The organism is Bacillus sp. FSL M8-0063, assembly GCF_038005545.1.
Classification (GTDB): Bacteria; Bacillota; Bacilli; order Bacillales; family Bacillaceae_G; genus Bacillus_A; species Bacillus_A wiedmannii.
This window is the reverse complement of the sequence record NZ_JBBOTJ010000003.1, coordinates 39,757-64,428: the sequence shown is the minus strand read 5'-3', so window position 1 is coordinate 64,428 and position 24,672 is coordinate 39,757. Positions and strand designations below refer to the sequence as shown.

General features: G+C 32.6%; 24 protein-coding genes and 4 pseudogenes. 19 read left to right on the top strand and 9 right to left on the bottom strand.

From position 1 onward, the window contains the following. Window positions 1–151 precede the first annotated feature (151 nt). Entirely contained in the window at window positions 152–553 is a 402-nt protein-coding gene (locus MKX31_RS26825; protein WP_338417763.1) for a LacI family DNA-binding transcriptional regulator, read from the top strand. Window positions 554–642: 89 nt separating this feature from the next. Here MKX31_RS26825 and MKX31_RS26820 read toward each other — a convergent pair. Further along, a pseudogene (locus MKX31_RS26820) lies at window positions 643–1,441 on the bottom strand (MFS transporter); the annotation flags it as partial. Between the two features lie 60 nt (window positions 1,442–1,501). Continuing rightward, a complete protein-coding gene (gene tnpB, locus MKX31_RS26815) occupies window positions 1,502–2,623 on the bottom strand; it encodes an IS200/IS605 family element RNA-guided endonuclease TnpB (RefSeq protein WP_098102780.1) in 1,122 nt (373 codons plus the stop codon). A 345-nt stretch (window positions 2,624–2,968) separates the two neighbouring features. Here tnpB and MKX31_RS26810 point away from each other — a divergent pair, with 345 nt between their 5' ends. The 7 genes from MKX31_RS26810 to MKX31_RS26780 all read left to right on the top strand — a co-directional run bounded on the left by MKX31_RS26810 (window position 2,969) and on the right by MKX31_RS26780 (window position 7,621). Continuing rightward, entirely contained in the window at window positions 2,969–3,568 is a 600-nt protein-coding gene (locus tag MKX31_RS26810) for a hypothetical protein (RefSeq protein ID WP_340981799.1), read from the top strand. 162 nt (window positions 3,569–3,730) lie between these two features. Next, window positions 3,731–3,958 carry a hypothetical protein gene (locus MKX31_RS26805; protein ID WP_098102778.1) on the top strand — a complete coding sequence of 76 codons (228 nt, stop codon included), beginning with the start codon at window positions 3,731–3,733 and terminating at the stop codon, window positions 3,956–3,958. Between the two features lie 157 nt (window positions 3,959–4,115). Next, on the top strand, window positions 4,116–4,238 hold the full coding sequence (locus MKX31_RS26800) for a hypothetical protein (protein WP_255298663.1): 123 nt from the start codon (window positions 4,116–4,118) through the stop codon (window positions 4,236–4,238). A 479-nt stretch (window positions 4,239–4,717) separates the two neighbouring features. Then, entirely contained in the window at window positions 4,718–5,611 is an 894-nt protein-coding gene (locus MKX31_RS26795; protein WP_340981718.1) for a S8 family serine peptidase, read from the top strand. A gap of 13 nt (window positions 5,612–5,624) precedes the next feature. Next, window positions 5,625–6,437 carry an SAR2788 family putative toxin gene (locus MKX31_RS26790; RefSeq protein ID WP_098102777.1) on the top strand — a complete coding sequence of 271 codons (813 nt, stop codon included), beginning with the start codon at window positions 5,625–5,627 and terminating at the stop codon, window positions 6,435–6,437. Window positions 6,438–6,446: 9 nt separating this feature from the next. Continuing rightward, window positions 6,447–6,965: a hypothetical protein gene (locus tag MKX31_RS26785; protein WP_000357144.1), complete on the top strand. Its 519-nt coding sequence runs from the start codon at window positions 6,447–6,449 to the stop codon at window positions 6,963–6,965. A gap of 224 nt (window positions 6,966–7,189) precedes the next feature. After that, window positions 7,190–7,621 carry a hypothetical protein gene (locus MKX31_RS26780; protein WP_340981717.1) on the top strand — a complete coding sequence of 144 codons (432 nt, stop codon included), beginning with the start codon at window positions 7,190–7,192 and terminating at the stop codon, window positions 7,619–7,621. Window positions 7,622–7,691: 70 nt separating this feature from the next. Here MKX31_RS26780 and MKX31_RS26775 read toward each other — a convergent pair whose 3' ends face one another. The 3 genes from MKX31_RS26775 to MKX31_RS26765 form a co-directional block, all read right to left on the bottom strand. Then, the gene (locus MKX31_RS26775; RefSeq protein ID WP_340981716.1) at window positions 7,692–8,480 is read right to left on the bottom strand and encodes an exosporium leader peptide-containing protein; all 789 of its coding nucleotides are present in this window, start codon (window positions 8,478–8,480) and stop codon (window positions 7,692–7,694) included. A gap of 668 nt (window positions 8,481–9,148) precedes the next feature. After that, window positions 9,149–9,328, bottom strand: coding sequence for a gamma-type small acid-soluble spore protein (locus MKX31_RS26770; protein ID WP_262787647.1), 180 nt, complete (start codon window positions 9,326–9,328; stop codon window positions 9,149–9,151). Between the two features lie 398 nt (window positions 9,329–9,726). Next, window positions 9,727–9,927, bottom strand: a complete 201-nt coding sequence (locus MKX31_RS26765) for a cold-shock protein (RefSeq protein WP_000434817.1) — start codon at window positions 9,925–9,927, stop codon at window positions 9,727–9,729. 1,321 nt (window positions 9,928–11,248) lie between these two features. On the opposite strand from MKX31_RS26765, the pseudogene alr reads away from it, so the two are divergent. After that, window positions 11,249–12,340: pseudogene (gene alr / locus MKX31_RS26760) on the top strand (alanine racemase). Window positions 12,341–12,773: 433 nt separating this feature from the next. On the opposite strand, the gene MKX31_RS26755 reads toward alr, so the two are convergent. Then, entirely contained in the window at window positions 12,774–13,073 is a 300-nt protein-coding gene (locus MKX31_RS26755; protein WP_098103626.1) for a hypothetical protein, read from the bottom strand. Between the two features lie 542 nt (window positions 13,074–13,615). Between MKX31_RS26755 and MKX31_RS26750 the strand changes: the two genes are divergently transcribed. The 5 genes from MKX31_RS26750 to MKX31_RS26730 all read left to right on the top strand — a co-directional run bounded on the left by MKX31_RS26750 (window position 13,616) and on the right by MKX31_RS26730 (window position 16,832). Further along, on the top strand, window positions 13,616–14,509 hold the full coding sequence (locus tag MKX31_RS26750; protein ID WP_098251879.1) for an acyl-ACP desaturase: 894 nt from the start codon (window positions 13,616–13,618) through the stop codon (window positions 14,507–14,509). A 163-nt stretch (window positions 14,510–14,672) separates the two neighbouring features. Then, a complete protein-coding gene (locus MKX31_RS26745; RefSeq protein ID WP_180229441.1) occupies window positions 14,673–15,134 on the top strand; it encodes a CarD family transcriptional regulator in 462 nt (153 codons plus the stop codon). A 549-nt stretch (window positions 15,135–15,683) separates the two neighbouring features. After that, window positions 15,684–15,830, top strand: a complete 147-nt coding sequence (locus tag MKX31_RS26740; protein ID WP_000738553.1) for a BC1881 family protein — start codon at window positions 15,684–15,686, stop codon at window positions 15,828–15,830. A gap of 296 nt (window positions 15,831–16,126) precedes the next feature. Continuing rightward, a complete protein-coding gene (locus tag MKX31_RS26735) occupies window positions 16,127–16,360 on the top strand; it encodes a hypothetical protein (RefSeq protein WP_098015914.1) in 234 nt (77 codons plus the stop codon). A gap of 238 nt (window positions 16,361–16,598) precedes the next feature. Further along, window positions 16,599–16,832, top strand: a complete 234-nt coding sequence (locus MKX31_RS26730; protein ID WP_070169566.1) for a YuzF family protein — start codon at window positions 16,599–16,601, stop codon at window positions 16,830–16,832. 67 nt (window positions 16,833–16,899) lie between these two features. Here the strand turns inward: MKX31_RS26730 and MKX31_RS26725 are convergent, their stop codons facing one another. Together MKX31_RS26725 and MKX31_RS26720 are read right to left on the bottom strand one after the other, a co-directional pair. Beyond that, complete coding sequence (locus MKX31_RS26725) at window positions 16,900–17,175, bottom strand: hypothetical protein (protein ID WP_098015913.1); 276 nt, start codon at window positions 17,173–17,175, stop codon at window positions 16,900–16,902. A gap of 640 nt (window positions 17,176–17,815) precedes the next feature. Beyond that, window positions 17,816–18,199, bottom strand: a complete 384-nt coding sequence (locus MKX31_RS26720; RefSeq protein ID WP_098015912.1) for a hypothetical protein — start codon at window positions 18,197–18,199, stop codon at window positions 17,816–17,818. A 383-nt stretch (window positions 18,200–18,582) separates the two neighbouring features. Between MKX31_RS26720 and MKX31_RS29350 the strand changes: the two are divergent. The 4 genes and pseudogenes from MKX31_RS29350 to MKX31_RS26705 all read left to right on the top strand — a co-directional run. After that, window positions 18,583–18,687, top strand: a pseudogene (locus MKX31_RS29350) (recombinase family protein); the annotation flags it as partial. A 419-nt stretch (window positions 18,688–19,106) separates the two neighbouring features. Then, window positions 19,107–20,168, top strand: coding sequence for an alpha-xenorhabdolysin family binary toxin subunit A (locus tag MKX31_RS26715; RefSeq protein WP_340981715.1), 1,062 nt, complete (start codon window positions 19,107–19,109; stop codon window positions 20,166–20,168). Window positions 20,169–20,341: 173 nt separating this feature from the next. Continuing rightward, window positions 20,342–22,639 carry a hypothetical protein gene (locus MKX31_RS26710; RefSeq protein WP_340981714.1) on the top strand — a complete coding sequence of 766 codons (2,298 nt, stop codon included), beginning with the start codon at window positions 20,342–20,344 and terminating at the stop codon, window positions 22,637–22,639. 71 nt (window positions 22,640–22,710) lie between these two features. Continuing rightward, window positions 22,711–23,583, top strand: coding sequence for a hypothetical protein (locus MKX31_RS26705; protein ID WP_098015909.1), 873 nt, complete (start codon window positions 22,711–22,713; stop codon window positions 23,581–23,583). A gap of 119 nt (window positions 23,584–23,702) precedes the next feature. On the opposite strand, the pseudogene MKX31_RS26700 reads toward MKX31_RS26705, so the two are convergent. Continuing rightward, window positions 23,703–24,068, bottom strand: a pseudogene (locus tag MKX31_RS26700) (DUF4158 domain-containing protein); the annotation flags it as partial. Window positions 24,069–24,460: 392 nt separating this feature from the next. Here MKX31_RS26700 and MKX31_RS26695 point away from each other — a divergent pair. Further along, a complete protein-coding gene (locus MKX31_RS26695; protein ID WP_170960703.1) occupies window positions 24,461–24,598 on the top strand; it encodes a hypothetical protein in 138 nt (45 codons plus the stop codon). Window positions 24,599–24,672: the final 74 nt, after the last annotated feature.

Genomic DNA, 24,672 nt, shown 5'->3' with positions numbered 1-24,672 from the left:
ATTAAATGTCTAATAAGTAAATAAATGTCTAATAAGTAAATAAATGTCTAATAGGTAAATAAATGTCTAATAAGTAAATCAGTCAAATATTTTTCTACTGGTGTTTCATCAAGGCTGATTAATTTGTAAATATGAAGTACTACGCTAAAAGATAGAAATACTTACAAATTTTAAAAGAATTCCTTTTGTGTACCAAGAAGCAAAATATATTGTGGAAGATAGCAAACGTGCAAGTAAAGAGTTACTTAATTTACCTAACAGACCTACAGCGGTTTTTGCTTGTACAGATTTGATTGCTATATGCCTTATGAATGAAGCAAGAAAACAAGGGCTTTCAATTCCGGAAGATTTATCGATTATCGGATTTGATAATACAATCTATGCTGAGATTGCAGATCCGGGGTTAACGACGATTGAACAGCCAATTACACAAATGGCAGCCTGTACGTTTGAACAACTCTTAAAAACGATAGAAATGAAGGAACATGCTAAGCAAAAAATTACAATTATTCCTCAGTTAGTAGAGCGATCCTCGGTAAAGGATATTACATGATAGCATTTTCGATATCCTACTTGAATATAACAAAAAGAAGGTCATCTTAACCATATATAGTTATGATGACCTTCTTTTATATTTAGGGTTTATACAGAGAATTGCTCGCCGTTTTTCGTATTTAAATCCTGCTTCATCTCATTTTCCTTTGGAATAGTAAGGAAATGAGTTAAAAATGCACCAAAGAAGTACAACCCAGCAAAGATCCACATTACGCCCCCTACCCCTAATGGATCGATGGAAGCAGTTACTACTAATGGCCCAACAAAAGCTGATAATCCTGAACCTAGATTTAAGACAGATATTGCAGCCCCTTTATTTTCAGGAGATAAAGATGGGACTAATGCTGTAAGAGGTACATAACCAGCAAGTGTTGCTCCATAGCAACAGGCAACAAAATAATATAGCCCAATAATTATGTCCTACCATTTGTGGTACATAATTGAGTGCAAGAGTTACAATTCCGCAACCGACTCCTCGGAACCATTTTATCGTATTTACCCAACCAAACTTGTCTCCAACAATACCAAAAATAATATTAAACACCATATTTACAAAGAATAGAGTACCCAAAATTTGTAGCCGTTCAGTCATCGTAAAATTATATTTCATCATATAAGTGGGCAGGAAAACAACAAATCCAAACTGAGCGGCCGAGTTTATAATTATAACAATACCACCTATACCAACTTTAGGATTTTCAAATGCGATGGTAATGCCCTTTAGTAATCCACTTAATTTGTTAGTGCTTATGGTTAGGGCTTTAAATCTGTCTTTATTTACAACAATTGAGAATAATCCCCCGATGAAAACAAAGGTTAAGGCGCTTCATAAAGTAGCGATTTCTCTGATTTTAGGAACCATATAGCTAGATTGAACTACCCCCACTTTCACTTCGTTTAGAAGTGAGGGATTCCTAAGTAAAGAGTTCTATCGAACTCTAGTTGATTAGGCTAACCCCGCAGTCCTTGCGGTTAGAAGCCTTATTGCTTCATTTTTTATATTGATACTTGCGTTAATATCCCTATCATGGTGTGTACGACAAGAAGGACAGTCCCATTTACGTAGGTTTAGATTTTTAACGTCTTTGTTCTGATATTCACAACAAGAACATAATTGGCTGGAAGCAAATGTTTTCGATATGACAATGACTTGTTTGCCGTACCATTTTGCTTTGTATTCTAACATGTATCGAAATTGCGACCAAGATACTTCACTAATTGCTTTTGCTAACTTATGATTCTTTAACATATTCGATACTTGCAAATCCTCTATACCGATAACATCGTGGTTTTTGATGATTTCAGTTGAGATTTTGTCTAAGTAATCTTTTCTAGCATTTGAAATGTATTCATGAATTCTAGCTACCTTTACTCGTTGCTTATTCCAGCGAGAAGATCCTTTCATTCTTCTAGAAAGAACACGCTGTGCTTTCGCCAACTTAGCTTCTAATGATCGGAAAAACTTCGGATTTTTATAGGGTCTTCCATCTGACAAAATGGCGAAATCTTTTAGTCCTACATCTATTCCAATGTAAGAATGTGTTTTCGGAAGTTCTTGTACTTCTGTTTCAACTAACAATGACACAAAATATCTACCAGAAGGGTTCCGTCTAACTGTAGCATTTACAATACGTCCCTTTACTTCACGACTTTTGGCAAATCGAACAAGCCCTAGTTTTGGCAATTTAATTTTGTTTTCTATAACAGCAATGTTTTCATTTGTTTGTTTTGTGGTATAAGATTGTACGTTGTTTTTCTTAGATTTAAAGCGAGGGGCGCTGTTTTGTTTTTTGAAAAAGCGTGTATAGGCATCCGCAAGGTTGCGAACGGACGACTGAATCGCAATACTATCCACTTCTTTTAGCCAAATAAACTCTTTCTTCATGGCAGGTAGTTTGGCAGAGCATGTACCATAGGTCAAGCCTTTTCCAGTCTCTTTGTATGCGTGATCCCATAAGGATAGGAAATGATTGAATACAAAACGAGAACAACCAATCGTTTTGTTGATTAGAATTGCTTGTGCTTTATTTGGATAGATACGAAACTTATAGGCTTTATTAATCATCATTTCATTCACCTCCATTTCGGTATATGACTATTATATACCAAACGTACATTCGATAGATAGTGGAGTAACACTTTATGTATGTCGAACAATTAAGATGGCTTCCTGCCATCCTTTGTTCAAAGCCAATTCATCTCCCACCTACTCACTGGGCTGTGACCCTTCACGTCCCTTGAGGAAGGAGTCTTCTTGGCTAAAATGATAAAAAAATGTTAGTTGTGAATAAAGAGGTACAGAATTGAAGTTCGAAAGTGTGGTTCTTCTATCTAATAAGATAAGATAGGATTTGATATTTTCTTAGTTTTGGTTCGTTAAGTTTATATACTTAAAGTAAAGGACTTAATTTCAATTAAGGGGGAGGATAATTTGGAGGTTTATAACGTAGCTGCTCCTGCACAAACAAAAAATGAAGATTTACCATTTGATATTTCTTGGATGACCGATTGGATTGTAGATTGGTTTGGTTCTTTGTTTAATGGCAGCAGTGATGTAATAAAAGATGGGGGAGATAAAATAGATGGTGCAGTCCATGCGAGTGTGCCTGCATTCTTTGATGTTATTTTCCTTATTCTTTCTGTAGTAATCTTAATATCATTATTAGGTTTTGGAGCTTATTTATGGTTTAAACATATAAAGTGGAAAAAAAGATCTATATCTTTTGGAGTAGGGTCATTCATTCTCATACTATTAATAAGGATTCTACCGGTGTTAATGTTGACAACAAGTTCTTTTGATTTTCAAACTTTTATGAGTAATATGGTGGGTTTAATCACTTCAATAATTTTAGGGACAGCTGTATTAATGTTTTTAATATCTCTAGCACTAGGTATGCTTTATAAGAAATTTGAACATCCGAAATATGGGAAATGGAGTTCGAGTTTGAGATATAGTTCAATTTTTATATTTGTAATGACATTGATAGTACCGGCCTTGCTGCGCCATTTATAATCTATGTTTATCTAGGGGAAGAAGGGAATAGTGCAGGTAATTTCTATTATTTTTCTATGTAATTATACTAGCACTTGTTCTCCTCTAATTTTCTGAATTAAGTCTTGGACATTAAAAGGAATTCTGTTGTATGAAGTTTTGGCAAAGGGGGGAGAGGTACTAGTGACTACTTTTGTTGTCATGGTGAGTATATTCTTAATTCTGTTCGTAATTGGTCCCAAGGCGACTAAGAAAAAAGAAGAAAGAGATAGAATTGAAAAGGAACATAAAGAGAAAATTGAGGCTTTAGAGGAAGAAAAAATTGACTTAGATATTAATGGGACTAAAGTACGATTACACAAGAAGCCTAAGCTAAAGAACAGTATTTATAAAATAAAAAGTGACAGATAAATTCTTAATAGGATCATCAGTTTCAAACATAGTTATTAAGTTTTAGTACAATCAAAAAGGAAGATTTTTGTGGGGGTAAGTTAAATACTTATGGACAACTAGCCTTTTTAACTATAAGGGCAAAATGGGATAATGGACAACAAGTTATTTAGACTCTATGGAAGCAGCAATTGATGACCTTATAAGAGAAGGCATATCTGGTTTTATATTATTGGATAATCCTAATGAAGAAGGAGGTATTCAAGAAGTAGAATACATTAAAATCATTAAAGATGAATAAGGAAAGGCTATTGTTTCTGAAGTGATAAGTAATAAAAAGCTGAAAAACTATATTTTGATAAGGTTTTTGTGGCATGGAAAGAGAGTTTTGAGAAATTATTGTAGTTTTGATAAACCTTTGTCCAAAAACCTTTTTATGTATAATAAAGTTATTTTAAATAACTGCAATAATCTCCTATCATATTTTCGTGACAGGAAATTATTGCTTTTTTATGTTGATTTATACTTTACTTATTGCTTCTGTTAGTAAGTAATTTTATCTTTATAAAATATATTTATCGTATTATACCAATATTAAACTTAGTTAAATATTGGTATCTGTTCCCATTGAATATACCAGAAAATATTGGTAAAAAACAGTATTATTATTAAATTCAATTAACTTTAATATTTAAAGGGTCATATGAACTTTAAGTTTGTGTTGATTAATCCTCTTCATTACAAGGGGACGTTTTTTGAAGGAATCGTTAAAAAGGAGTGGTGTTTATAAAGAAAATATTATTATTTGTATGCGCTTTAGTGTTATTTATCATGTTTGGATGTACTAAAAAAGTATCTAATAATTATGTTATCTCAGAGGGGAGTTGCCAGAAAAATTGGGCAGTTTGTACGTTATTTCCTGAACATGTAATCAAAATTGGAGGTTCTAAAACTGTGAAAGTAGCTGTTTTAGATAGTGGGATTAATCAGGACATAAAGGGACTTAAAGGCCAGGTAAAGAAAAGTTATAATGCGCTTAATAATACTTTTGAGACAGAGGCTATATTAGATCATGGAACTATGATTGCAAGTATCATTGCTTCTACAAAAAGTAGAAATAGTGTGGTGGGAATTAATCCTGCTGTTGAATTGTATGATGTTCAAGTTTTAAATGAAAAGGGTAGTGGAAAAATAGCGGATATAATATCAGGGATAAACTGGAGTGTTGAACAAGGTGTTGATATTATCAATTTAAGTTTTGGCTTTTCTAAAGATGACCCTAAGTTAAGGGAAGCGATAAGAAATGCATCAAATAAAGGGATAATAATTTTTGCTGCTACAGGAAATACCATTGGCTTATCTACTGATTACCCTGCTAAATACCCTGAAGTATTATCTATTTCTGCTATTGATAAGGATATGAAATTATATGCTTATGCCGGCCAAGGCAAGGTTGATTTTGTGGCACCAGGCGTAGATGTACCTGTATTAAACATACATGGAGAGGTTGAAATGCAAAGCGGGACTTCTTATGCAACAGCTTATACAACAGGGATTGTTTCTATATTGCTTCAAAATGGGAGTAAAGACATAGAAAAGGATCTACGCTTTGGAGCAATAAAATTAGGTGCGAAAGAAAAATTTGGGATGGGATTAGTACAAATAAAAGAATGAGGTGGAGAATTTAATGAAAAAATATTTTATCTTCAGTATAATTACAGCGCTTTTCATTACATATGTTCCTACAGGGTTTGTATATGCAGCGCAAGAAAATGATTCTGCATTAAAAGAAATTGTAAATGTTACCGAAAACACTGAAACTAGTAAAATAGATACCGAAGTTAAAGTTGATGTAAAGGAAGATTTAGGGATAGAATCATCCGAACAAATTGAAATAACTAAAAATGTTGTTGATAATGTAGACACTTTTGAATCAATATTAGATACTGATCAAGTACAAATGGAAAGTACATTGGAATATAATATTGAAACAAGTGAAATGAGTGCTAAAGCAATACTAAATGATGAGAATGGAAATGAAATAGAGAAGAATTTTTCAATTCTTGTGACTGATGTAGAAGGTGAAGATTTAAAAGCCATTTTTGTGGATCAAGAAACTGGTGAGCAATATTCTATTGATACACAAGAAATAACTGCATCTGCTCTTCCTTTGGTTCCTGTTCTTGTTGCATTCATAGTTAAAAGCGGTCTAAAAGCAGCTATAAAAAAATATGGACCAACTGCTATTAGAACTCTAATGAAAAACTCTGAACCTCTTGCTAAAGCAGTTGCAAGCAGATTAGGATACGCAGAAACTAACTATTACTCTCATGGTGCAAGAGTATATTTTAACAAAAAAGGAAAACCTAAATATATAACTAGAGACAAAGATGGCCACAATGGTGGAGCTTTTAAAGGTGCTGATTCAGTAAAAGCTCTTGGAAATAAGAAAACTAGATCTGGAACTTATGATTTAGAATTAAGAAGAATCGGAGATTAATAACTAATTATGGATAAATTTAAAAAATTCAAAGTAGATTTTACAAATACTGAAGAAACCCCCTTTTTTCAAGTAACTTCGAATCATAGAATTAGATTCGATATGGATTTATTTGTGAATAATAACACTCGATTATTAAAAAATATCTTGGATAATTTATTCAATCAAAACGAAAAAATAAATTCTTCCTTTATCTGTGGATATATTATAAATGGTAAAAGAATTCATGAAAAAACAGGTTTAGGTAAATTTACTAAAATTAGAAATTGGAAAGAAACATTAATAAAGAACGATAATTTTACAAGTTCAACAATTTTTGCATCTATAAAAAATTTAAATTATCAGGATGTATATAAATACTGTCAAAATGTATCTCAAGGGCATCCATCAGCATATATCTCATTTTATAATGACAATTATTTATTGTATATAAATCAGGATGTACTTGATATAATTTCATTTAATGAGAAGTTAATAGAACAATTAAAAACTAAATATGCAGTGGAATATGATAAATATTACGAATAATTGATATATTTTAAAGGAATATATTAAGAGATTATAGAGAATTCCAAAAAGACCAACCCCTTAATAAATAAGGGTTTGGTCTTTTTTGATTTTTCTTCCATAATAAAGTATTTAATTACATTGAGTCTTGTTATTTATCCGTACATATGCAATGTTCTCAACTAATTGAAAGTCATTTTAATGGTACTAATAAACAATGGTTATCTTCATTGAAAAGTAGAATGATGGAGATTAAAGATTATACAACGTCTTCAGCAGCATTGGGAGAATTACGCGCATATGGTTATTTATTAATGGCAGGCGTAGAGGTAAAACCTGTACCATGTCAAAAAGGAATTGGAACGCCAGAATTTGAGTGTTCTTTTAATGGAAACCCGTTTATTGTTGAAGTGCATTCAAAACAAATGAATAATGAGGAAACTAGAGCTTATCAGGAATTCAAGAAAGAGGAAACAACAGCTCCTGTTAGGATGCATACAATTACACCATTTGGAAAACCAGATGCAAATAAACCTGGGGATACTGTATGTTTAAATGCAATTAGTAAAATTTGTGCTATGAAACAACGTGGTCATCAACTATCAAAAGAAATTCCATCTATTATTTGGCTGGATTATCAAGTTTTGTTTTTGGGGTGTTTACTTTTCTTAAGTTGATGGATGTGGTGATACCCCAAATATGACAAGAGAGCAATTTGGCTCTCTTGTTTCATACACAATAATAAGTTTATGGAATCGGGCTTGTAAAAGGAAATCTTGATGCCGCAAAGAATGTTGGATTAAATTGATCGCCCACAATACTTCCATTTGTAGTAGCACGAAATATAACTTGCACACTGTCTCCTGCTTTTAATCCATATATAGTGGAAATATTCACAAGTAAGTCGGCAAAAAAATCCACATTATTAGTTGCAACTATAACTTCAACATTGTTAAGAAAAATATTGAATGAAAACCCATATCTAACTAATGTACTACTAGGGCTAAATCTTGCACCTGCTGCTAATGAATATACTCCGTCTTGATTTGGTTGGAATGTTGAAACACCGTCAAATTCATTTCCAAAATCAAATTGTTCATTATTAAATGTAAGAACTAATTCATCCCCTGCGGTATATGCTTGTGCCTCTAATGGTCCTTGTTTAGAAGCTCTAAATGCAGATTCAATTACGTTTAATCCAGTTGGACCCGTTGGTCCTGTGGGGCCTGTTATTCCGGCTACTCCTGTAGGTCCCGTTGGTCCCGTGGGGCCTGTTATTCCGGCTACTCCTGTAGGTCCCGTTGGTCCTGTGGGGCCTGTTATTCCGGTTACTCCTGTAGGTCCCGTTGGTCCCGTGGGGCCTGTTATTCCGGCTACTCCTGTAGGTCCCGTTGGTCCTGTGGGGCCTGTTATTCCGACTACTCCTGTAGGTCCCGTTGGTCCTGTAGGCAAAGTAAATGGTGGAATAGGTGGAAGTGTCGGACCGAGTAAGCTTGGGTCTATTGCCGCACCTTGTAAATCTTTTTCTTCTGACATACGTCACCTCCAAAAAACACTTATCATACTAAATATATGCATTGTGGAATCAATTATGACAAAAGAACCTATCGGATCTCTTTTTTATTTTTTCTAAACAATACAGCAGATGGTTGCGAATAATTTCACTGTCGATATTCAATTGAAAAAAAGACATGCAATATTCATATCCACAATTTGTAATCTAATCCATATTTTACTAATACTACTATAGTTACAAGTATGCTAAAATACACTGGATCTGTTGCATTTGTTAGCTTGATAGCGATGGGGTACCGCCAGCATTTTGGAAAAAAATCACGCTAAGAGCATACAAGATTTTATACAGTTTTTCGGCTAATCTAGTAACAAACGAGAACCCGAAAACCCGCGCCACAATAGAAATGTATAAAAAGATGTATAGAATGATAGAAAAAGAAAAAGGCGGATTCCTTGTGAGAGTGAGGGTCCGCCTTTTTCCTTGCTACCGATAATAAGACGTTATGTTGACTAAAATTGTATACCATATACATCTTAAAAACAGAAAAAGACTACCTTTTCCCAGTTAAAAGAAGTAGTCTTTTTCTATTACGTAATTGGGTTTCATGAATAATTCCTTATCGCACCTTGGATAGTTTGCTCAAAGGATATTTCCCACAATTATGGAAAATATCCTTTGTTTGTTAAGTTTATTGTTGGCTAGATTGTTGGTTCTTTTTAGCTTCTGCTTGAGGGTTTTGTTGTTTTACTGCTTGTACATCTGTTTCACTAGCAAATTCCGTTCCAAATTTGTTAGATGCAGATGCACCATTTGTTCTTACAGAAGTTTTGTTTGGTTGTTTGTTATTATTCATTACAATCACCTCCATAAAAATTAATGTTCCCAATAGGATCGTAACTATCCCAAAAAGCTTTTAACAAATATAAGATCGCTAATAATAGGTCGTTATGTTAACTAGACGTGTATAAGATATACAATCAAACAAAGTTATTTTCCATTTTCATTCTTATTTTGAAATAGATGCACAATCAAAAGTCTACCAACAAATAAGATTGGAAATCCTACAACTATATATAATCCGTTTTTGGGTATTCCTAATATAATTGCAAGATAACTAAAAAAAAGCCCATAATGCTAAAATTATGATTTCTAACATCTTCTTTTTTTAAAAGTTAAGCACCCCAAATTCCCTTAAAAAAGTTGTATTCGGAATATTGTAACAAAATCAAAAAAAGACCCTACAAGAGGGTCTTTCATCAGCTAATATTAAGCTTTTTGAACATTAGTAGCTTGTAGGCCACGTTGTCCTTGTTCTACTTCAAACGTTACACTTTGTCCTTCGTCTAAAGATTTGTAACCGTCGATTTGGATAGCTGAGAAATGTACGAATACGTCTTCTCCACCTTCACGCTCGATGAATCCAAAACCTTTGTCTGCATTAAACCATTTTACTTTACCTTGTTCCATAATTGTTGCCTCCTAGTGTGGATACCCACACATATGTTACTACCCTTGCTCAAATACCTTAGACGAAAAACAAAATTTATTCTTAATCTCAAACCGAACAAAAATAGGTCTTTCTTAAATTAACATACTTTCTAAAAAATAGCAAATTTCAAAAATAAGTCCTTATGGTAATTAATCACTAATAGTGGTTGCTGGAGAAAAAGTCACTATGATAGTCATCGCAGCAAGAAGTTGCCAAAGGATCTCGACAATATCATTGATTTGATTTTTTTCAGACATTCAATAATTGATAAAATTAGCTATTTTCGAGTTAAATTTTACTTCTGATAACGATAATTATGTAAATGAGCTGTCCAAATGGATGGCTTATTTTATTTTTTGCTTAGCGTGGTTTTTTTCCAAAATGCTGGCGGTACCCCGAGTAGTGACATTCAATTCATTCTAAAATTTCTCAATATTTTTATCTTATTATTAAATTATAATATAAGTAATTCTTTTTATTATTATATGTTTGTTCTTTCCTGTTGCAGAATCCTTAAGCTATTAAGGATTCCTTTTTTGTACCTAAAATCCAAAAATAAAAAGATAAGATCCGGGAACAGGATCTTATCTTTAGCACAAGGAGTAAACAAAAGGATAACCATCATATTGTTATTATAATTTATTTTTTGTCAATTTTGAATATTAGAACCATAATTAACGAGTATATCTATATTGAGAAATTTATTACAAAATTAGTTATAAAAGATTCAAAACTCCAAAGTAAACTTTTACCCAAAGGTTTACTTTCATTTAAGTGTCGAAAACAATATAGATAATTGTCCAGAGATAAAAAAGAAGTTTAATTTACAATAGATTCGTTTAAAACATAATAAAATTGTTTAAAAAATGCTGGTCATGTTATTCAATAATTGGGCCATTTAATAGAATAACTCCTTGTAAAATTTATTTGAATTTAATTACTCTAAAGGGAGTTGACCCACCATCATATTTTCTAGCTACCATCTATCTTGGTGGTTCCACACACTACCATAAGAACGTAAAAATACATATTGCGTGGACCTTTTGGGATTAGTGCAGGTATGTAAAAATTTTAGCAAGGGTATGAATGTAGTGTTTAACGATTTTAATCTTATAGACGGCCGTCCTGTATAGTATTCCTTATGTATTGGAAGTTAATTAATTGCCTGGGAAGACGAAAAAAGTCTGTTCTTAAAAAGTGCACAATTAGCGGATAATCCGTTTAATGAGCTACTTGAAACGATCATTGAAAATTCACCTAAAGTGAGGGGAAATGATGTATAGACCAATATGGGCTTAAATTAGCCTTAGCAATATTTCACATAATATTAGTGAATTTCGAAGAATAATACCTAACTCAACAAGAATAATGGCCACCGTAAAAGCGAATGGTTATGGCCACGGTGCTGTCGAGGTTTCCAAAAAAGCTATTAATAGTGGAGTGGATTATTTAGCAGTGGCCAGTTTAGAAGAAGCTATTAAACTACGAAAATCAGATATTTAGGCACCTATACTTATATTTGGATACACACCTCCATCAGCAGCAAATCATGTTGTTTATTGGAATTTAACACAATCAATTTTTGATATGGAACATGCAGAAGCTTTATCAAAGTCTGGGCAGATCTTAGGAAAAAAGGCAAAGGTTCACATCAAAGTCGATACAGGAATGGGACGATTGGGACTTCAAGTAAAAGAAGCAAGTGATTTTATCCATATCGTGTCACAAATGGATGGGCTCTATCTAGAAGGAGTGTACTCACATTTTGCTACCGCAGATGAAGCCGACAAACGGTATGCAGAAAAACAAAAGAACCGATGGAAAAGGTTATTGGAAGAATTGGAGAAACGAAAAGTTTCTATTCCCCTATTTCATATTGCGAATAGTGCTGCAACAATAGAAATGCCAGATATGACCTACGATATGGTTCGTATTGGAATTTCAATGTATGGTCTTTATCCATCTAAAGAGGTGAATAAAACAAAAGTTAATCTTAAACAAGCAATACAGTTAAAAACCAAAGTCATCTATATTCAGACACTTGAGAAAGGGTATGGCGTATCATATGGAGCAACTAACATTGAAAGAGATAAAGCAATTATTGCAACTATTCCAATTGGGTATGCAGATGGATATTCGAGGCGATTATCTGGAACGGCTTATGTTCTTATACACGGACAAATAGCTCCTGTTTTTGGTAGAATATGTATGGATTTTTGTATGATTGATGTTACTGATATTAAGAATGTAAATATTGGTGATGAGGTGGTAGTATATGGAGGTCAAGGGGATTATTTCATATCATTAGATAAAGTGGCAAATATGTTAGGAACGATATCGTATGAAGTTGCTTGTAACTTGGGTCAGAGAGTTCCTAGAATTTACAAATAACCAGCTAAAGACAGCATTCATCATAATTATCTCGATTGTTATGTATTAGGTCACTATGTTGAAAAAATATGAAATGGATGTAGCGTCATAATCCTTTTCCCAGAATAAATACATAGCTTTATTCAAAACATGTTCTTTGTTAAAATTTATACTTCTACCCAATTTACAACACCCCATTCCTATAATTTATTTTGAAATCAATTCTTCCATAAAAGGGAGCTATTGTTGAATAAACCTAAGATTTTCAAACAACTGTATTGTTATATTTTTGAGTACAGTGAAATATCTTATTTCGAAAATTAAACAACTATAATTTAACCCCGTCCTAAATTTAGAACGGGGTTATGCTTGTTTTAGGTTTTGAAATTTAATAGCTTTATTTAGTTAAAAGCCTCGAAAATAAACCTTTTATAAAGGTTTCCTTTAAATATGATTATTGTATTTCGAGGGGTTCATTATAAATCTTAGCTATATATTTTACAAAATCAATGACGGGATAGTGTATGAGTGAACGGTGCTGCGTAAAATGAATCCCTGATTTTTCTATTTTCGAAATGAGTTGTTCAACTTTCAACTCTTTTTGTTGTATTCTATTATAATTTTGATATACAATGTTTTTCCATTGATGGGAAGAGCAGTGAAAATAACTCTCTCCTTTTACCATGTGACTAAATATAATTTCTATTTTTTCTCTACGTTGTTTTTCCTTCATATGCGCTTCCGTTGACTGCATGTTTATCGCCTCTTCCTTTTGTGTTGTATACCGTTTCACAAAATTTGGTCTAACTCATCCATAGCCAATGTACATTGATCTTGTTGGGATTTGTCGTTTAAGGCTATCTAATCAACTATATTTGTTTTTCAAGCGCTTAATCTTTACGTCTAAATAAACTGATAGTGTGTATAAAACACTATCAAACTTTATTATAAAACGATTCTTTATAGGCATGCACCTTTTTACACTCACCAAGATTTACAACATGACGATAATCTTCATCCATGAATGTTATTCTGTATTTACTGAGGTTAGTTTTTTTATTTAGGCTAACTAACATATTGTATGCCTCAGTATCTATTTTATAAAAAAGAAAATATATGTAACGGGTCCCCCTTTTGATATAAAAAAATCTTATAAAAATATTGCGCTCTTAAAGAATTTTATTACAAATTTATTATGTTTGACTTTAAAAAAGGAACGTAATATTTATTTGTAGAAAATTTTAAGAGTAAAAATAGAATGACTATTTATATGATAAGAAAAGGGGGCACTTATAGATGCTAACAAATGATTTAGATTTCCGATTAGAACCACGTTTAAAAGAACTGTATGAACAACATAAAATAAGAGCTCAGAAGATAGACTGGGGTTATCATGAGTTTTTACCATGGGATAAGGGAATGGACTTTAAAAGAGTTCCTTGGGATGAAAGTCAAGTTACTCTTCCTTCTGGTGTAATTACAGCCATTGAAACAGCTTTATTAACAGAAGTGAATTTACCATGGTTTACAACGTATTTATCTGCAACTTTTAAAGGATCCCTTTCTGTTATTACGGACTTTATTCACACATGGACTTCAGAAGAGGATCAACATTCGAATTTATTGGAGACATATTTACTACTCACTCGAAGTGTGAACCCTAAACGAATACATGAATTAAGAAAGTCAGTCGTTGAGGGTGGATTTGAGCCAGATTTTCATACACCAATCGAAGCCATGACGTATACGACCCTACAAGAACTTGCAACGATGGTGTTTTACAATAATGTTGCTAAGGTTGCAAGTAAGCATGATCCAGATCTTGCTACATTATTACGCCGTCTTGCAAAAGATGAGACTCTTCATTATGCGTTTTATCGAGATGTCATTCGAACACATTTGGAATTGGAACCTAATTATTGCTATCATATTGCCAATGTGATTAAGAATTTTAAAATGCCAGGTGCCGTTATGCCTGATTTTGAAAATAGAATGGCTGTGATTGCAAAAGAAGCGAATTATGGACCACTACAATATTTTGATCAAGTACTTGATGTAGTGGTTGATTATTGGGGGTTAAAAGACTTACGACCAATTGCACCTTTAGCTGAAAAAGCAAGAATTGAGATTTTGGAATACCACACAAGATTGAAAAAAATACGGGATCGATTTGGTCGTTTTCAAGGGTAAGCTGACACACTCCTTATTGTTTTGGGGGTGTTTTTTACTTAATTTAATTTTTATTAAAAAAGTTGTTGACGATAAAAATGATTTTATGATATTATTAAATATTTGATAAAAAATAACATGTGTGTTAAGCTTGAGAAGGTTACCACATATGGAGGTGGATTATATGTTTCAAATTGGCGATAACATTGTTTATCCAATGCACGGAGCAGGTATAATTGAAGCCATAGAAGAAAAAGAATTCTCAGGGAAAAAACAACAGTATTATGTTATAAAAATGTCAATCAGTAATATGCAAGTCATGATTCCTATGGGTAAAATACTAAGTTCGAGTATACGCCCAGTTACTGATATACTTGCATTAAAACAGATTATACACATTTTTCAGCATGGGGAATCAGATAAATCATTGCCGTGGAAACAAAGGTATAAAGTGAACACGGACAAAATAAAAACGGGTGAAATACAAGAAGGTGCTGAGGTTGTACGTGATTTAATGCGTATGAAGAAAGAGAAAGCACTGAATACAAGCGAAAAAAAAATGTTGGATAACGCACATGAATTTTTGATTAGTGAACTAGGATTAATTAAAGGGATCACTGAAAATCAAATAAAAAGTTTCTGTTAAGATTCATTATAGATAATGTATTAAATCCCCCGAAAATATCCTGAATTTTTCGGGAATATGATGAGTATTAAAAGTAAATCATTTCAAAGACATTCAACTTCTTCAACTCACTTTTAGAGTAGGAACCTCTTTTGTTATTACTTCAATCTTATCCATTTTTATTTTTAAATTTCTTTTACGAACGTTCAAAGTTTAATCAAATAACTCGATTAAATAGTCACTTGATTTTTGCAATCCTGATTCACACTGGCACGGACAAGGATCCGTAAGGATGGAAGAGAGGTAGGGCTTTCATTGTTTTAGGTAATATATTATCTAAGTCATTATTTCTAGAAGAAAAAACAATCAATCTCACCGCTATCTCTTTAAGAGTTCCTTACATCTACTGAGACAGTGAATAGTAATTGTTTATCTTCTTTACGTAAAATTGATAAACGAACTGGTAACACCATATGGTCAACTACAAAAAAATGGTTTCCAGACCAGGAAACCATTTTTAATCTTATTTACATTACAATAGTAAATGAAGCAGTAAGAAGGAGTGCACAAATGAAAAAAATGTTAACAAAAGAATTAAGTAATGAATTACAGAAGCGAGAAGGTGTCATTTCTATTACAGTTGAGTCTTATGAAAAAATTGAAGTTGGTGGAATTCGTGTAGATGGACCAGCTGTTATTCTAATTAATCAAGAATAGCTAAAAATAGTTGAATGAAAGAAGAAAAGGATCAACCTTTACGAGAAGGGAAGATCCTTTTTGTTTGCTACAGCTAATCTGGGATATACGTAACTTTTTTCTGATGTGTTGGGGTTAAAAGGAAGGAGAGGGTCGGGATTATCCTGGTGGAAAGCTTAATATTGGTAGGATTTCTTTTTACGTTATATAAATTAGTTGATAAAAAAACAAACTAATTTACATAACGATATATTGTTTCCTTTTTAAGGGCGAGATTTATTTGATAGTGAAATGGATAATTTAAAGGAGGAATTTAGATGGATGCAAGGAAAGAACGCATAAAATACGAAAAGATGTCAAAGAATTATGACCGTATGTATTCAGTTTCGTTTATCCTATTAATTGTGCTTGTTTGTAGCAGTGTGATTATTATAGGAGCTACAGGGGGGAAATATGGAGTGTATTTATTGTTAGCAATTTTACTTAACGCACGTATTACGAAAGAATCTCAAAAAAAGTATGAGTACTATTCTAATAAAGGGCGCATTTAAAATGATACATATCTTGAAAGGAACAACCTGGATGTACATTCAAAATATCCCTAAATCATTACCTATTAACTAGTAAAAGTAATCTAATATAAATAATTTTTTAGCAATTTAGGAATAGAAACCGTACCTTATTAAAATGTTATTTCCGTTCCTATAATGAATTATCCTTCTAGCATATTTATAAGATTTATATCATATATTAGGAGAAAGAATGTAAGTTAGAAAGGAGTCTTATAGAATGAGTTATTCGGAAGGAAATGACTTGAGTGAACAACATATGGTAAGTGTACCCAATCCCTACGTATATCAGACATTACAATCAGTAATTGGTAAACATGTGGTTATTGAAACTGTAAGAGGTAATGTAAGAGGAAAGTTAAAAGATGTGAAACCAGATCATTTGCTCATTGAAGATACGGTGCCATATATCGTACGCATTCAACAAATTGTATGGATTATGCCAAAACAATAATCAAATTACATCTAATTTAATTTATAACAGATTGGCGTCATAAACGACCCAATAAAAACACAGGGTTTTATCTCTGTGTTTCTTCAAGTTTTCGTTTTTGAATATATGCTTGAGCATGAATAATTTCTTTTTGAAGTTCTTTTAATTCTTCCGTAGATCCTGTTTCAATCCTCATGTAAGTAGTAACTAGACTAATCATCATATCCATCTTCTCTACTATATTTTGAATGACCTGTTCAGATTGCTCTTTTTTAGGGTGTTGTATTGCTATTAATACATTTTCTATATAATTGTTCTTTCTTTGCTGGATATCATTAATAAACTGTTTTGTGTTTGAGTTCATTTGTTTTTCCTCCGTTTTGCATATACTTCTATTCTATCATATTTGAATAGAAAATATTGGATCCCCCTAAATTCACATCTGTCTCGTACATCTCCTCAAATATACAAACTAATTCCTTAACGTACAGAGAACTAATTGAAATGTGTCATTTTTATGTCTAAACGTACAATTTTCTTTTTTTGATATGGTGACCACAAATAAGGGGTTCAGCCGAGATGCGTGTAAAATTGGGTCATAGCATGGAATTTATTTCCGCACTATGACCTTCTTTTGTTTTAATACGCATATGTGCATTGGCTTTTTGTATCATTTGCATAAAGTTTGGTAATTTAAAAAAAGATTGATAATTTGTATGAAAGTTGGATAAAAACTGTTTCTTATTTTTGAAGAGATCTCTAAGGATTTAAGTTACTTTTCAAAGCTACAAACAGCTACTATTGGACCCGCTTTTTTCCTCGCTACCGATAATCAGTTGTTATGTAAACCTAGAGTGCATGGAAATGTATAATCAAAGGCCATCATCCAGAAGGATTTAGAATTACAATCTAATTCAAAACAAAAAGAACTTGTAGAAATACTACAAGTTCTTTTTTACTAACAAGTATGTATAAATACTTGTTGCTATGATCTTTATTTTTTATTATTGATTTACTTTCAAGTAGTTTGTAAGTACTCTATGATAGTCTTCTTTTCCCCAAGCGCCATTTAAACGTACATCATATAAACCTTTTAGTCCTTTTGTTGGGAAACTAACAGTAAAATTCCCATTTTTCATATTTTCATAATCTACATCTTTACGGCCTACAACTTTACCATCCTTAGCTATTAATTCGATAGAAACAGCTCCTCCAGAAGTCCATCCAGATACAACGATAGGAGTATTATTAGAATACACATCTGCATTAGTGCTTAACTTCAACTTAGCATCACCTTTTGATCCCATTGCAAAGGCATCTGAAGTACTGAAAAGCAATCCGCTAGTTAAGATAAGTGCTGTTAAAAGTAGTTGTCCAAATTTTTTCATTTTATCCACCCTTTCTTTACCTGATTTACATAATAATGTTATCTAATATATTCAATAATATACCATAATACCCAACAAATTACCAAGACCTTTTAATTATATTTTCTAAATATAATTATAAATTAAATAATTGTATTTGTAATTAAGTATCTTTATTGGATAATTATGTTCGCGAATGATATGAATAATTTTTTTATCTATTTTCCAAAGTAAACTTTTGCCCATTAGTTTACATTAAGTTCTTCACAAACATTGAATTCAAGCTGAATCCTCTAATATCCTCAAAATACGTAACGAAAGTATACATTCAAAACACTATACATAAATAGGTGTAGAACCCAATGAACAAAAAACAAATCTAATTGATACTCACCCCATCCTAACATCCTAAGTGGAAAATTGGAGAAATAAATGAAGTCAAGTTTCTCGAAATGGTAGAACTGAAGAGGAATACACTTTATAAGGTAATAAAAGAATATGAAAGTACATTAAAAAGAATCAGTCGTAATCTGATTCTTTTTTTAGTGGAATTCTATATTAGCTCCGTATTAGCTGTTCACTTCACATATCTCTCAAATATAAAAATAATACTGATTCCTAAACGTATAATTTTCTATTCTGGAAATGGTAATTTCTAATAGTATCTATATGAGGTACGTAAAGTCCAAGAGAACACTCTAGGAATTAAACCGACAAATATATTTCTCAATTCTAGATTAGGAGTTAGTAAATTATACTTAATGGGTATTAAAATAACGAAATTAAGAGGTGATGAGTTACTTATTGCTCTTGCATTGTATTTTACTATATAAAGTTTGAAGTTCGAAATATTAATTGTATTGCTACGTATAGCAGGCGTATTATCAATAATGCGAATTAATTTTATATATTGAGAGGGTGTATTGTAATGGTAAAACGAGATATTTCTCCAAGAGATCTTGGAGGTAAAGAAGATTCCCCATTTTTACTTTCTAAAGAGGAATGGATTACGATTCAAAAATATACAGGAGATGGAGCATATGTACCTGTGAATGAAGCCGAAATGCGTAAAGCTTTAGCACTTTCAGCCTCAGACGAGATGCCAGATTTTAATGAATTATATTCTGTTTATACAAATGTTAAAAATCACTGTCAAAACTGGACAGATAACACATATAGAGAAGTTCTTGGAGTTGCTAATGAAATTGTAAATTATGCAAGAAGAGCAAAAGTTTACTACAAACCATTAATCGATTATTTACCAGCTATTATAGATGGCGATACTGAGGCTTTAGAAATGTTTAAGAGAATTTGTGAGAGGCTAGCAAGGGAAGCAGCCGAATTTCGTGATCATGCCGGTGCATTGGCAACGATGATTGGAGCATTTGCAATTGATACGGCAAACGATTATCAGAGTTTAATAGTAGTTAAGGATAAATATGATAAAAAATATGGTGAACATAGTGAAGAAGTAAAACAACTTAGAGCTTCGGTAGAGCGATTACGGGAAGACTTAGAGGAGTATATGGATGAGTATGAGGACTATCAATCTCAATCATGGTTATCTCTGTTACTTGGTCCGATTTTTGGATTTGTATTAAAAGGGATTCTCGACAGTACAAAAGGTAAAGCATTAAAAGCTCGAATTGATGCTACAAAACAACAAATTGAAGAATCTGATAAAATAATTCAAAGAAATGTTTATCTGATGTCTTTACTTGATAAAACTGATACAGGCACGGATAAAATCCAAGAACAAATGGCTGCTGCGTTACCTATCATACAGAAAATTCATGGCATTTGGAATTCTCTTCATAGTGATCTTGATGAACTATCTAAAATTGTTATGGAAGATATTCATGATGATCCAGAATTTGCTGATCTTGGGGTTGAATTGGCTATTATGCAGTGGGAAGCTGTTGGAAAACAAGCGGATGACTTCCGAGTTAATGCAGATGTTGGGTTTGTTGTTGAACAATACACAGCTTAAGTATGAAATATTCATGTCACTTATAATATAAACCGCCCTAATATAAAAATAACTGAATTAAAAACAGCTTGGGCTATAAATCTAGAGACAAAAGAAGAATAAGAAGGATAAATCCGCATTTATTCTATACATTCTTTCTTTTGTCTCTCATTTTTTAAATGGAGGAATTCATAATGGTTAGTAGTATTGATTATAAAGCTTTGTATGAGGAATTATTAACAAATCAACCAATTCCAGGAACGTCTTACTTAAATGCAACAAGAACAAAATACGAAATTCGAGATTTATTTGTGGACTTAGGTGAAGTATATAAGTCTATTGAGAACGGTGAATTAGCACCAAGAATGATTTCAATCTTTGCGGATGTTGTTCGAATTCCTGACAAATTTAGTTGTACTTTACAAGATATACAACTAGTTATTAGAGCAAGAAGAGTGGAAATACAATCAGAAGGGACCGCAGAGATTGTACTAGACTATAAGAATGGAGGCAAGTTAGCTCAGTTGACGATATATGGTATTGAACTTTCTGGAGTGTTACATGCAACTCCAATTTATAATCAAAGTTCTCCACCTCCTTATTCTATAGAGCTCAAAAATAAAGGCGTAAGATTGTCTGATAAGGATGGAATATTTACTGCAGAAGAAATTACACACGTAGTCCCAACACCACAACTTCCAAAGCTTTTTACTTCAGTTTTCCAAGTAGCATGTCTATTTTTTGAATCAAGGCCTGATATTGCAGCCGATCAGTTAAATTGGTTAAAGATATTTACTACCCAATATGACGGACTAACTTCATTGTGTGTACAAAGCACTTCATTGTTGGCTATTTTAACTGCTAATCGTGGTGATAATACGTTTGTGCCCCTTTTAGATAAAGAACTCTACAGAGATGAAATTAATGCTTTCTTGGGAGCTGCACAGCAATTTGAGGCACAATATCATCGTTACTTAGATAAAAATTTGTCAATTGAAGATCGCAAAAATGCAGCCTTGCTCATGCTAAAACATGAACAAGATACCCTATTATTTAAAGAAACATTAATTAATCAAGCAAAAAACAATTTAAAAAATTCTCGAGATGCCATTGAGACATCTTTACGCCAATTTGAGAAACAGCAACATGTCTTAACATTAGCTAAAATTGAGTTCGAGTATGGACTTAAGAAATATGAATATGAACAACAGATGAGATTAGCTTTTAAAATGGTAAGTACTGTACTAAATTTCGCACAATCTATGGGTTCCATAATTGCTTCAGGAGGAGCTTCTGCCCCTGGAGAAATAATAGGGATAATTAATGCTTTAAAGGAAATTATAGAAGCTGGTGGTGAGCTATCAGCATTAGCTCAAGCATTAAAAGAAAATATGGAGAAACTAAATGACCTCGTTGAATTAATTAACAAGGTATATGCATTAGCAGAAGATATATCAGAGGCATCAGGAGATATGCAATTCCCAGATGATTTATTTGAAAAAATTAAAGATACGGAATGGGATATTCCTCAAGAAGATTTAACTGGTAAAACAACTTGGGACATATTTAAGTTAAAGACAGCTGCAGCTTTAGACGATGCAATTAAGAAAGAAATTGAAGGTGCTAGGGCATATCTACTAGAGTTAGACATTTTAGCTGTTTATGGACAAACACTTGCTTCAATTCAAGTAGCTGTCATTCGTTGTGGTCAAGAACTATTCCGTCTGTTAATTGAAAAACATATCCATCAAGCTGACCTTGCAAGATTAGAAGAGTATATTAGAAATCTAGAGGGACAAGAATCTGAAAATGAAGAAATGGAACAAAAGTTGTATCAACGCTATATAGACATGAAGCAAATTCTATTTGTGGCATTAGCAAATTACAAACATGCTTATAAATATTGGGCTCTGCGAGATTCAGATGTAAACCCAAATATCTTAAAAGATGTAGCCGAGCTAAAAGTGGATGTAGCCACAATACAAACGGATTGTATGCAGGCTTTAAAACAATTTAATCCACCTCCTCAACTCTTTCAAAATAGAATAGTAGAAATTACAGATTCAAAAATTCTAGAGTTATTGAAGGAACAAAGAGAAGCTTCTTGGGAAATCAACTTAAACGATTCTCTTTTTGAAAATGAGTTTCGTGTTCGCCTTAAATTAATGCGAATTTGGTTAGATGGAATGGACGCTACTTCTAAAGTACAAATACGGATTACGAATTCAGGACACTATTATGATAATTATATGGAGAAAAAGTTTCAATTTAATTCGGAATCCTTTAATCGAGGATTTAGTTATCAAGGAGCTACCATTATTACTGATGGAATCATTGCGGACGAATTTGCTTACGATTACTTTATTCCAAACCCTTACACAACTTGGACAATTAAAGTACAGGATGGACCAGACCTTTCTAACGTGACAAAAATCAGAATGGAATTAGCAGGTTCTCTAATTACTAATTATAAGAAAAAATCCCTAATTTAATTAAACATGTACAGATAAATTTTTAAAATATAATGATTCATTAATCAAAAAATGAATAGTGAGGGGTTTATATGAATTATGCTGCAGCCTTTTCAACACATGAATTGGGAGGGAAAAGTTCTCCATTTCTCCTCTCAGTAGAAGAATGGAGAGATTTTTCTAATTATATGAAAAAATGCATCTCACTACCAACTACTCAAAGCATTCTACAGGAGAGAATATCTAATATAAATAACGGACAATTAACGCAAAGTTGGTTTAACCTCATAGAAAGAAGTACTGCATATTCTACACTAGTATTAACAGGTACAGAAATGACTACTAGGGTAAAAGAAGCCTCTGGATTTTGGGGCACTGGAGGACGTGCAGCAATCATTGCTCTCGCTCAAAATATTGTAGCTTATGCAGATCTGATTTGTATTAAACACCGTGATGATCTTAATCAAGTTCTATTGGAAGCGCATAATGGAAATATGTCTCCAAGTACTAAAACTAAGTTTATAAATGTATGTAAAGATTTATCTGAACATGCCCTAAGATATCATTTACAGTCTCAAACGATGCTGGCATATCTATCTGATTTTTATACAGTAATTGGAGAGTGTAAAGATACGCATCAAAGTTGCCTAAATCTGATTTCACGCATAGCAATAAGAGATCATCTTGAATATGCCGTTGTACATAATACGGGAACTTTTTTATTAGGTGCAATTAGCAGCGTAATTCCTTCTGAAACAAAGATTTTACCTGTAATTCGAAAAATCCATCTAATATGGAGTGCTATCTCTTATGATTTAAAAGAATTAGGGGAGAACATGAGTGAGGATTTAGTTAGTCTTCCTGATATTATTGCTGCTCTAGAACTTGAATTAGCATTTGAAAATTGGAGTGCAATTCGTGAGGAAGCTGAAGATTTTCAAAAAAATGCAGAGAACTTTTCTTGAAGAAAAGCATTTATAAGTAGATATTTTAATAGAAGTTATGTTATAAAAAAGCTCAGAAACCTCTGTTTTTGAGCTTTTTTATATTTACTTGGCTTAGGTGAACGATTATCATATCGAACCGTATCATGTGTAGATTGAACTTGTTCTTTTAACCACTCAAAAAAGAGTTCCTTATCTTTCGCAGTAAGTTCTCGATTACCTATTTCTTTTCGATGAGCTGTTTAGCTCCGCTCCTTGCCACCCCAACCGTATGTATCAAAAAAATCAGTACCAGCAATATCAATTTGATTAGCTACATATTGTACAACAACTGTGGGTACATCATGTTTGTCATTAGGAAATCGAGCTTCTTGTTGAAAGTATTTAAGTAGAATTGCAAAACCCAGACGGTTAGCATTAGTTCGTTTATTCATGATTAAGTTAATTTCATTTGGGAATAAGGAAAATTGTTCTTCTAGTTCAATTTGGCTCCAGTTTCTTTTCAATGCTTGAACCCCTTTTCTCTATATTGTTTTTAAAGAGTATAAACTCCAATAAAGGAAATGGACAATTAACGCTTAAAAACACAGAAAATCTATTATTAGGAAATGTTACTGCGGACTAGAGTAGCAACCCTGTCACTAGGCCCATATGGAGTGATTCAATTACTTGTGAAAAATACGTAAGTCCTTTGGTTTCCCCAAGAACGTTTCCTTTACTAACAGAAGATAGAACATTACCTTGTGATCAAATGTTGTCCATTGATTCAATTAGAAAAGATTTTCCTTATTTTCAAATACATAATACCAATGATGATTTATGGAAAAAAGGAATCAATTGTATGCCTCATAAGGAATTCAACTCAATTGCAAATAACTTTCTCCTATGGTGTAAAGCCATGAGAAGGAAAAAGATTTTTATCGTTTCTCATGATGGAACAATTACAGCATATCGTGAAATCTTAACGAAGCAAAAACTTACAAGAGAAGATTTCCTTGGTGAAACAGGTTGGATTAGAATAAATGTCATTGATTAATTAACTACGGATAACATTGATTATGTGAATGAAAAGTCCCTTCAGATCTTCTGAAGGGACTTTTCTAGGTTGCT

Excerpts from the sequence above, each read along its gene's own strand:
- tnpB (WP_098102780.1), bottom strand. The coding sequence starts at position 2,623 with ATGATGATTAATAAAGCCTATAAGTTTCGTATCTATCCAAATAAAGCA.
- MKX31_RS26800 (WP_255298663.1), top strand. The coding sequence starts at position 4,116 with ATGGAAGCAGCAATTGATGACCTTATAAGAGAAGGCATATCTGGTTTT.
- MKX31_RS26790 (WP_098102777.1), top strand. The coding sequence starts at position 5,625 with ATGAAAAAATATTTTATCTTCAGTATAATTACAGCGCTTTTCATTACA.
- MKX31_RS26785 (WP_000357144.1), top strand. The coding sequence starts at position 6,447 with ATGGATAAATTTAAAAAATTCAAAGTAGATTTTACAAATACTGAAGAA.
- MKX31_RS26780 (WP_340981717.1), top strand. The coding sequence starts at position 7,190 with ATGGAGATTAAAGATTATACAACGTCTTCAGCAGCATTGGGAGAATTA.
- MKX31_RS26775 (WP_340981716.1), bottom strand. The coding sequence starts at position 8,480 with ATGTCAGAAGAAAAAGATTTACAAGGTGCGGCAATAGACCCAAGCTTA.
- MKX31_RS26770 (WP_262787647.1), bottom strand. The coding sequence starts at position 9,328 with ATGGAGGTGATTGTAATGAATAATAACAAACAACCAAACAAAACTTCT.
- MKX31_RS26765 (WP_000434817.1), bottom strand. The coding sequence starts at position 9,927 with ATGGAACAAGGTAAAGTAAAATGGTTTAATGCAGACAAAGGTTTTGGA.
- MKX31_RS26755 (WP_098103626.1), bottom strand. The coding sequence starts at position 13,073 with ATGCAGTCAACGGAAGCGCATATGAAGGAAAAACAACGTAGAGAAAAA.
- MKX31_RS26750 (WP_098251879.1), top strand. The coding sequence starts at position 13,616 with ATGCTAACAAATGATTTAGATTTCCGATTAGAACCACGTTTAAAAGAA.
- MKX31_RS26745 (WP_180229441.1), top strand. The coding sequence starts at position 14,673 with ATGTTTCAAATTGGCGATAACATTGTTTATCCAATGCACGGAGCAGGT.
- MKX31_RS26740 (WP_000738553.1), top strand. The coding sequence starts at position 15,684 with ATGAAAAAAATGTTAACAAAAGAATTAAGTAATGAATTACAGAAGCGA.
- MKX31_RS26735 (WP_098015914.1), top strand. The coding sequence starts at position 16,127 with ATGGATGCAAGGAAAGAACGCATAAAATACGAAAAGATGTCAAAGAAT.
- MKX31_RS26730 (WP_070169566.1), top strand. The coding sequence starts at position 16,599 with ATGAGTTATTCGGAAGGAAATGACTTGAGTGAACAACATATGGTAAGT.
- MKX31_RS26725 (WP_098015913.1), bottom strand. The coding sequence starts at position 17,175 with ATGAACTCAAACACAAAACAGTTTATTAATGATATCCAGCAAAGAAAG.
- MKX31_RS26720 (WP_098015912.1), bottom strand. The coding sequence starts at position 18,199 with ATGAAAAAATTTGGACAACTACTTTTAACAGCACTTATCTTAACTAGC.
- MKX31_RS26715 (WP_340981715.1), top strand. The coding sequence starts at position 19,107 with ATGGTAAAACGAGATATTTCTCCAAGAGATCTTGGAGGTAAAGAAGAT.
- MKX31_RS26710 (WP_340981714.1), top strand. The coding sequence starts at position 20,342 with ATGGTTAGTAGTATTGATTATAAAGCTTTGTATGAGGAATTATTAACA.
- MKX31_RS26705 (WP_098015909.1), top strand. The coding sequence starts at position 22,711 with ATGAATTATGCTGCAGCCTTTTCAACACATGAATTGGGAGGGAAAAGT.
- MKX31_RS26695 (WP_170960703.1), top strand. The coding sequence starts at position 24,461 with ATGAGAAGGAAAAAGATTTTTATCGTTTCTCATGATGGAACAATTACA.